Source organism: Plesiomonas sp. (assembly GCF_051650925.1).
GTDB lineage: Bacteria > Pseudomonadota > Gammaproteobacteria > Enterobacterales > CAMTGL01 > Plesiomonas.
Genome location: NZ_JBOFRH010000238.1, coordinates 1 through 7,668, shown reverse-complemented (window position 1 = coordinate 7,668; position 7,668 = coordinate 1). Strand labels below are relative to the sequence as shown.

General features: G+C 45.9%; 8 protein-coding genes. All 8 read right to left on the bottom strand.

What is annotated here, in order from left to right:
* Nucleotides 1-35 precede the first annotated feature (35 nt).
* Nucleotides 36-1,013, bottom strand: coding sequence for a flagellar assembly protein FliH (locus ACRC27_RS05615; protein ID WP_438639394.1), 978 nt, complete (start codon nucleotides 1,011-1,013; stop codon nucleotides 36-38).
* A 14-nt stretch (nucleotides 1,014-1,027) separates the two neighbouring features.
* Nucleotides 1,028-2,053 (bottom strand): flagellar motor switch protein FliG, encoded by a 1,026-nt coding sequence (gene fliG / locus ACRC27_RS05610; protein WP_438639393.1) that lies wholly within the window; start codon nucleotides 2,051-2,053, stop codon nucleotides 1,028-1,030.
* Nucleotides 2,043-3,758, bottom strand: a complete 1,716-nt coding sequence (fliF, locus tag ACRC27_RS05605; protein WP_438639392.1) for a flagellar basal-body MS-ring/collar protein FliF — start codon at nucleotides 3,756-3,758, stop codon at nucleotides 2,043-2,045. The genes fliG and fliF overlap by 11 nt, the downstream gene beginning before the upstream one ends.
* A 17-nt stretch (nucleotides 3,759-3,775) precedes the next feature.
* Complete coding sequence (fliE, locus tag ACRC27_RS05600; RefSeq protein ID WP_438639391.1) at nucleotides 3,776-4,114, bottom strand: flagellar hook-basal body complex protein FliE; 339 nt, start codon at nucleotides 4,112-4,114, stop codon at nucleotides 3,776-3,778.
* Nucleotides 4,115-4,314: 200 nt separating this feature from the next.
* Nucleotides 4,315-5,937 (bottom strand): sigma-54 dependent transcriptional regulator, encoded by a 1,623-nt coding sequence (locus ACRC27_RS05595; protein ID WP_438639390.1) that lies wholly within the window; start codon nucleotides 5,935-5,937, stop codon nucleotides 4,315-4,317.
* Nucleotides 5,938-6,308: 371 nt separating this feature from the next.
* Entirely contained in the window at nucleotides 6,309-6,698 is a 390-nt protein-coding gene (gene fliS, locus ACRC27_RS05590; RefSeq protein ID WP_438639389.1) for a flagellar export chaperone FliS, read from the bottom strand.
* 90 nt (nucleotides 6,699-6,788) lie between these two features.
* Nucleotides 6,789-7,073 (bottom strand): hypothetical protein, encoded by a 285-nt coding sequence (locus ACRC27_RS05585; RefSeq protein ID WP_438639388.1) that lies wholly within the window; start codon nucleotides 7,071-7,073, stop codon nucleotides 6,789-6,791.
* A gap of 31 nt (nucleotides 7,074-7,104) precedes the next feature.
* Nucleotides 7,105-7,668 (bottom strand): flagellar filament capping protein FliD (gene fliD, locus ACRC27_RS05580; protein WP_438639387.1); only part of this gene is annotated, 564 nt, incomplete at its 5' end.

Here is a 7,668-nt window from a genome sequence, read left to right as displayed (position 1 = left end):
AGTTAGGTTCAATTCTGAAGCGGAGTTAGCCGTTTTCATGCATACAACGGCTCATCAACTGTACGAGGTTCAGCCTCTGAATCTGCTGACTCAGATCTCATTTTATTATTCCCACCCTTTTGGGTATTTGTATCAAGATCAGCATCAGGAGAAGTCTGTTCTGGCGATACAGCAGGCATGGTTGCAAGCCGATTTTTTACCGCATTCGCAACCGGTTCAACATGGGCATGATTGGTATGGCGGAATTGACTGATCACCGCAGCAAGACGATCGCGCATACGAAACTCGACCTTCGAAACATGCTCACTAACTTGAATATCACCACGCTGTAAAGTCGATTTTGCCCGTAAACGCCAGCCGCGTTCACTAATCTCTTGTGCGCCATATAATGACTCTACCCACTGTAAATCAGCCGGATGCAGCATAAGTAACGGCTGTTCCGCAGCAATGGGTAATGCTTCAATCGCCTGACGCACCGTATCTAACAACACGGCCGGATTCTGGATAACTTCACAGTGAGTCACCTCTTCGGTCAGCGTCACCAGCATGTCAACCAATTGCAGCTCAAGTTGCTGTTCAATATCGCGTAGCGGTTGGTGCAGTGCGGCAATGGCCTGAATCAGCGCATTTACCTGTTCGCCGATGTGTTTCTGCCCATCATCGATACCTTGCTGGTAGCCAAGTTGCTGACCTTTTTCAAGGCCCTCTTGCTGGCCTTTTTCAAAACCAGCCTGATAACCTAGCGCTTCACCGGCCAATTTGCCGGCGGCCAACCCCTCTTCGTGGGCGGCCTTTTGGATCTCAGCCAACGCTTCGGCAGTAAGGCCGGGTACGCAGATCTCTTCCTCTTCGCTAACAGGCGTTTCCCAGCGTACAGTTCGGTTGTAACCGAGCGCATTCAGCGTCTGTTCATCTACCGTTTCTTCACTGTAATCGGGCAGCGGCCATGCGGAAAACCGATCGGCAGTTCGCGGATCAGCACGCAAATAACGAGCAATCGGGGGCTTATCCATTGGCGTACCTCACGTTAGATAAACTGGTCACCATTGCCAGGACTATTGATTGCAATCTCGCCGGCATCGGCCATCCGGCGAACAATCGCCAGAACTTCTTTTTGTGCCACTTCAACATCGGCAATCCGCACTGGCCCCATGGCATCAAGATCTTCACGTAGCATATCGACTGCACGCTTAGACATATTACGGAATACTTTCTCACGGATATGTTCATCGGCACCTTTCAGTGCACGTTGCAGCACATCACCGGCAATCTCACGCAGCAACAGTTGAATACCACGGTCTTCGACATCCATTAAATTGTCGAACACAAACATCAGATCGTGAATTTGCTGTGCCAGCTCTTCGTCCTGATCGCGTAGTGAATCCATCAGCGGCGATTCGATAGCGGTATCGAAGTAGTTCATGATCTCGGCTGCCGCCTTCGGGCCGCCAATCTTGGCTGATTGGGCACCGGCTTGACCGGCGAACTGTTTCTCCATGATGTCATTAAGCTCTTGAAGTGCTGCCGGTTGAACTTCAGTCAAATTGGCGATACGCATCATCAGATCAAGCCGAACGCGCTCAGGGAACTGCGACATAATATTTGCCGATTGATCCGGTTCTAAATAGGCCAACACAATAGTCTGAATCTGCGGGTGCTCGTGTTGAATAATGCTGGCAACCTGACGCGCATCCATCCACTTCAGAGTATCGAGGCCCTTTGAGCCGCTCGACATGATGATTTGATCGACCAAATTACTGGCCTTATCTTCACCGAGTGCGGCCACCAGTGCGTTACGCACAAAGTCATGGCTGCCCACACCAATGCTGGTGAATTTCTGAATGTCATCAATAAAACGGCGATGCACTTGTGCAACCTGCTCGTGACCGGGATCAAGTGTCACGGCCATTTGCCGCCCCAGTTTTTGCACCTGTTTAGGTTCGAGTTTGCTTAAAATGCTACCGGCATCCTCTTCATTCAGGCTGAGGAGCAAAATGGAAGACATCTCTAATCCCGACATGCTGTATGCGGGTAACGCCGCTTTATCCGTCATTATTCTCTAACCAGTATTTAATCACTTGGGTGGCCAATTCTGGCTCATTAGCTGCCAGCGCACGCACCGCTTTGACCAGATCCTCATCACGGTGCAGGTTTGGCAATTCCAGCATGCTGCCGATAGATAAGGTGCTATCATCCAGATCACTGCTGAGCAGTTTGAGTTCATCTTCCTGCAGCAAATCACTTTCAGCTTCATCCTGCAGTTGCTTATCCAGTTTCGGATTTAGCAGTCGTTGCATCGCTGGGCGCACCAACACCAGTAACAGCACAATCATCACTAGCGCGGCCGAAAGATAGCGTACACTCTGACGGAAGTTTTCACTTTCCCAGAACGGAGGTTCGGTAACTTGTGCCAGTGCATCAGTAGAAGCAAATGGAACGGAGACGACCTCTAGCACATCACCACGAGTAAGATTTATCCCCAATCCGCCAATCAGCAGACGACGTAAATTCTCAATTTCAGCATCATTACGCGCGACCCGTACAGGGTTGCCTGAATCAGGTGCGGTACCCGGCTTGTAGTCAATCGCCACCGAGACACTCATGTTTTTTACCTGCCCGCTGGCCTGACGGGTGTGCTTAATTGTGGTGTCGACCTCATAATTACGGGTAGACTCTTTGCTGAAGTTTCCTTCAGTAGTTTTATCCCCGTTTTGCAGACTTTTCACATTTTCCGGAATTGCAGAATCAGCCGGAGGTTGATTACTCAATGCACCGGGAACACCCGCGACACCCCGCCCACGATTGACATTTTCGCGATTAAACTCACTGCGCATGGTCGGGTTAGCTTGATCAAACTGCTTTTGGGTTTGTTCGGTTTGGGTAAAATCAAGTAGTACGCCAACCTCGGCGGTATACGCCCCCATGCCCAGTACGGGGATCAGAATTGAGTCAATCTTTTCACGTACGGTTTTTTCTTGTTGGCGTTGTAAGTCAAATTCTCGGCGCTGCGCGACCATACTTGGGTCTTGGCTGCCGGAGTTAAGCAAACGGCCGTTTTGATCGGTCACCGTCACACGGGTATTACTCAGCCCCGGTACGGCTGAAGCGACCATATCAACAATGGAATCAACCTCTTCCTGCGTTAGGCTTCGGCCAGCACGTAAGGTCACCATCACACTGGCGCTGGCTTTGGCTTCCTCACGGATGAAGACACTTTCACGCGGTAAAGCCAGCATGACCTGTGCTTTTTGAATATTGCGGATCTTCTCTATCGCGGAAGCCAACTGGCGTTCACGGCTTAGCTTCAGGCGCTCACGCTCTAAACGCTGTGAAACCCCAAACCCCATGTCCTTGAGCAGAATATCGTCACCCTGATCTTGGGTTTGATTCAACCCCGCACGCGTTAGCATCAATTTGGTTTTCTGATAGGTATCTTGACTGATTTTAACGGTGTTGCCCTCTAGCGTATAAGGGACTTTATTCTGATCAAGGAAGTCGAGCGTCTGTACCAGCTCTTCGTTATTATATGTACCTAACGGGCGTAACTCAGGTTCTTTTGCCCAAAAAAAAGCAAATATTATCAATGCGATACAAATCGCAACCGCCACGACTAAAATTAGCTGCCGCAACCAGTCAACCTGTGATAAAAATTCAAAACGTGATGATCGTTCGCCCAAATCAGGATTTTGCCCTGTGCTGTCAGTAGTAATCAGGGTTGCTCCCGGTGCTGCTGCCAATGGTGTGTTTGACTCTGCCATATTTCAACCAATAGCCGTTAAACTGGCATGCTCATGATTTCTTTATAAGCTTCAACCAGCTTATTACGTACCTGCACGGTCGCTTCAAACGCCACCGAGGATTTTTGTCCCGCAATCATCACATCTGATAACCCGACCGTTCGGTCTCCGGCATCAAAACGCGTGGCTTGTGTATTGGCACTTTTTTGCAGCCCGTTAACATGGTCAATCGCATTTCCTAACAGCGCCGAGAAATCTACCGCACTGCTTTGTGCTGTATTGCTTACTGTCACTTTACCCGCAGAACCTGCTGCATCAAGTGTCATGCTTCGCATCTCTTGCTGTATCGCCGATAACTCCATGCTCTTACCCCACATTAAAACGCCACAAAAACCACTACATTTGGTGTAACAGGCTCAGTTATGCAAATTAGATACCAGATTAATTTCGGGTAGGAAGAAAAGCATAATAAAACCGGAGTCACAAAAACGCGCGCATAAAACAACAAGACCACCTAAATGAGGTGGTCTATGGAATAACCTTAGAGGTCACGATAGAATTAAAAACTACGGTAAAATTAGGCGACAGAGCTCTCTTTATTCAAACCATATTTACGCATTTTTTCAACCAACGTAGTACGGCGCATACCCAGCATATCAGCCGCTCGGGCAACTACCCAATACTGAGCTTCAAGTGCCTGACGAATCAAATCTATCTCTAGTTCAGAGAGCATCTCTTTGAGGTTCATTCCCTCAGGAGGTAGTGATGCTTGATAACTTTCTGTTTCGATAGATGCAGGTGCAACAGCCACATCATCAGGAGCAATACTCACAGCTTCACTGAATATTTCATTAAGTACCGCACGTTCAAGCATATCCTGCTCATCACGCTCTTGCGCTGTAGGTACAGACAAACCCTTATTTACCACATTATCCTGCGGAGAACTCTTCTCTCGTGGAGAACGGCCTGCACCCAAATAATTTTTTTCGTGTACGTAACAGTCAGTATTTGGCTGGAAATCGGGTACATCAACACTGCGGTATTTAGCTGGAAGATGACTAACATCAATCAGCGCGTCAGGATACAAAATCACCAACCGCTCAGTTAAGTTTGCCAGTTCACGTACATTTCCCTGCCACGGATAAGCGCACAGTGAATGTAAAGCCCGTGGGGTAAAATGTACACTTTTTGCCCCTTCCGCCGTCAAGCGCGACAGTAACTCTTGTAACAACAGAGGAATATCTTCTGCCCGTTCACGCAGCGCTGGCACATCAATCGGAAACACGTTCAGCCGGTAGTAAAGATCCTCACGGAACTCACCTTTGGCGATCATCTCTTCAAGATTCCGATGAGTTGCCGCTATCACCCGGACATCGGCTCGCAACGTTTTATTGCTGCCAACCCGTTCAAAACTGCGCTCTTGCAGCACCCGCAGTAATTTCACCTGCATTGGCATCGGCATATCGCCGATCTCATCTAAAAACAGTGTGCCGCCTTCGGCCAGTTCAAAGCGGCCTTTACGGGTGGATATTGCACCGGTAAACGCCCCTTTCTCATGCCCAAACAGCTCACTTTCAAGCAATTCGGCCGGAATAGCACCGCAGTTAACCGGCACAAACGGGCCGCTACTGCGTACCGAATGATAGTGAATATTACGGGCAACCACTTCTTTTCCGGTACCCGATTCACCGAGGATCAGTACATTCGCTTCCGTTGGAGAAACCTGTTCAATTAATCGGCGCACATGCTGCACTGCATGGCTGCGCCCGACAAGGCTGCGGAACAAGCTATTTTTACGGGTAATTTGCGGGTAAGACGCTAAATGCCGTCCAGTAAACTCATAGCAGTGGCGTAATGCTTCTGATAGTTGTGCGTAATTGAGTGGCGCACATATATCACCTATATGATTACTGCCGGTGTACGTATCTAGTTCGTGTGATGCTGGGCTAGAGGAAAAAAATACAATGACCGGAATATGGTGATGAACGCGCAGAAAATCGACCACTTCTTCACGTCGATGAGTATCAGAAATATGGCCTAGCAGACAGCCAGCCCAGACATGCGACTCTGCGAGAGACGGATTTACTTCGCACGATGATACAGTGACACTATCTTGACCAATAAAGTCAAAAATAGCTGTCAACATTGTGCGACGATCAAAATCGTCTTCAATCAATAAGAATTTCTGCAATCCAGGCATGATATGAGTTTCTATACACCATTAACGTTCATACTTTAATAATTGATAACTATATCAATATACCCTTATGCAATAACATGTATTAACTGTTTTGTCCCTATTTTCGTAATGCATTCATTTAAAAATAGGCTTAGTAAAATTTACATAGTTTGAGTCTAAAAAAGACTAATATTGCATTTGCGAGATAAATCTCACTTAAAATCTAATTAATAGTTGCAAAACCAATATATTTAACAGCAGCTAATCGTTCATTATACATTATATTTCATAGATAATACAATAGTTATGCATAATTTAATAACATCACTGCTCAATAATCAACTATCGCTCTATTATTATACACAATTCAACGGCCATGCACAGTTCAATGATTATACATAGTGCAATTCAGCGGGGATGCTTTCCCATGCAATTTTAATTTCAGTTAATAATGCCATTACTTCATCAAGGGTTTTAGCATCATTATGAATATTCGCACTCAACAACTGATTTTGCATATATTCATATAATTTTGCTAAGTTTTTTGCTATATCACCGCCTTCGTCTTCTGATAAACAAGCCTGTAAATTGGCGATAATGTCCATTGCCTTTCCTAATCGCTCACCTTTTACCGCAATATTGCCCATTTGCATGGCTGCCTTCGCTTGTACCAAACGCTCTATTGCACCATTAAGCAACATTAAAATAACTTTATGTGGTGACGCTGACTGTAACTGACTGTCTACTGAGACCTTTTTGTACGCTTGTAATGTTCCGCGCATAGCATGACCCTCTTATTATGTATCATCTTTACCACATTAATTTAACTTAACGTGGTATATATTAAAATGTTAAATTATTACCTGATGCATTTATTGTACGCTGATTGCTTGATATGCCTTTACCCCTTTTTGGGTTCTTTTATGTTGAAATAAAGTTAACGCATAATATGCCCGAGCCTTTTGCGTACAAAAAAGCAACGACTCTGTTAATGAAAGTAATTGCTTTTTATGTTCTACCGATAGATTAGGTAACATCTCCTCAAGCATTTGTTGCCGTTTAGATAATAGCGCATGAATATCTTCCGGCTCAGGATCTGCCTGCTCCGAAAATAGTGTGCGTAATTGTTCATCAATATGCATAATTTGTGTCAACATATTACCGACCTACTTTTTACACTCTATTTGTTTATAAAACACTCAATACGGTATTCATCTGCTGCTGCATTTGTGTCACTGCCGCATCAATAGCATTAAACTGATTAGTCATTCTGATTTCAAAATCACTCATCCGTTTATCAAAAGCCTCTTTTTCTTTGCCTAATTTGCGCACCTGTTCATTTAATGCTTTATCTTTCTCGGTGAGTGAACCGGTTGCGCCGACAAAGTCTTTCATCAAATTATCGAGTTTACTGGCAATACCGTCATTTTTATCAGAGAAAAATGCACCGACTTTAGTAAAATTCTCTTCGAGCGCCTTATCGAGCTTCTCATCATCAATTTTGAGCTTACCATCACGCTCGGTACTGATGCCGATATCCGCCAGATACTTCACACTGCCTTCAGCATCTGAGGGGCTAGTCATGATTTCACGCATCTGCACCATCAGATTACGAACAAGACTATCACCCGTTAGTGGTGCTGCAGTACTGGTCTCTCTATTGTATTTGGTCAGTTCATCAGTAATATCAATGATACTGTTGTACGCTTCAACAAATCCACTCAAGCTGCTCTTTACTGCACCATTGTCATA

Bases quoted from the DNA above. Each gene is read 5' to 3' on its own strand.
- ACRC27_RS05615 (WP_438639394.1), bottom strand. From the start codon at position 1,013: ATGGATAAGCCCCCGATTGCTCGTTATTTGCGTGCTGATCCGCGAACT.
- fliG (WP_438639393.1), bottom strand. From the start codon at position 2,053: ATGACGGATAAAGCGGCGTTACCCGCATACAGCATGTCGGGATTAGAG.
- fliF (WP_438639392.1), bottom strand. From the start codon at position 3,758: ATGGCAGAGTCAAACACACCATTGGCAGCAGCACCGGGAGCAACCCTG.
- fliE (WP_438639391.1), bottom strand. From the start codon at position 4,114: ATGTGGGGTAAGAGCATGGAGTTATCGGCGATACAGCAAGAGATGCGA.
- ACRC27_RS05595 (WP_438639390.1), bottom strand. From the start codon at position 5,937: ATGCCTGGATTGCAGAAATTCTTATTGATTGAAGACGATTTTGATCGT.
- fliS (WP_438639389.1), bottom strand. From the start codon at position 6,698: ATGCGCGGAACATTACAAGCGTACAAAAAGGTCTCAGTAGACAGTCAG.
- ACRC27_RS05585 (WP_438639388.1), bottom strand. From the start codon at position 7,073: ATGTTGACACAAATTATGCATATTGATGAACAATTACGCACACTATTT.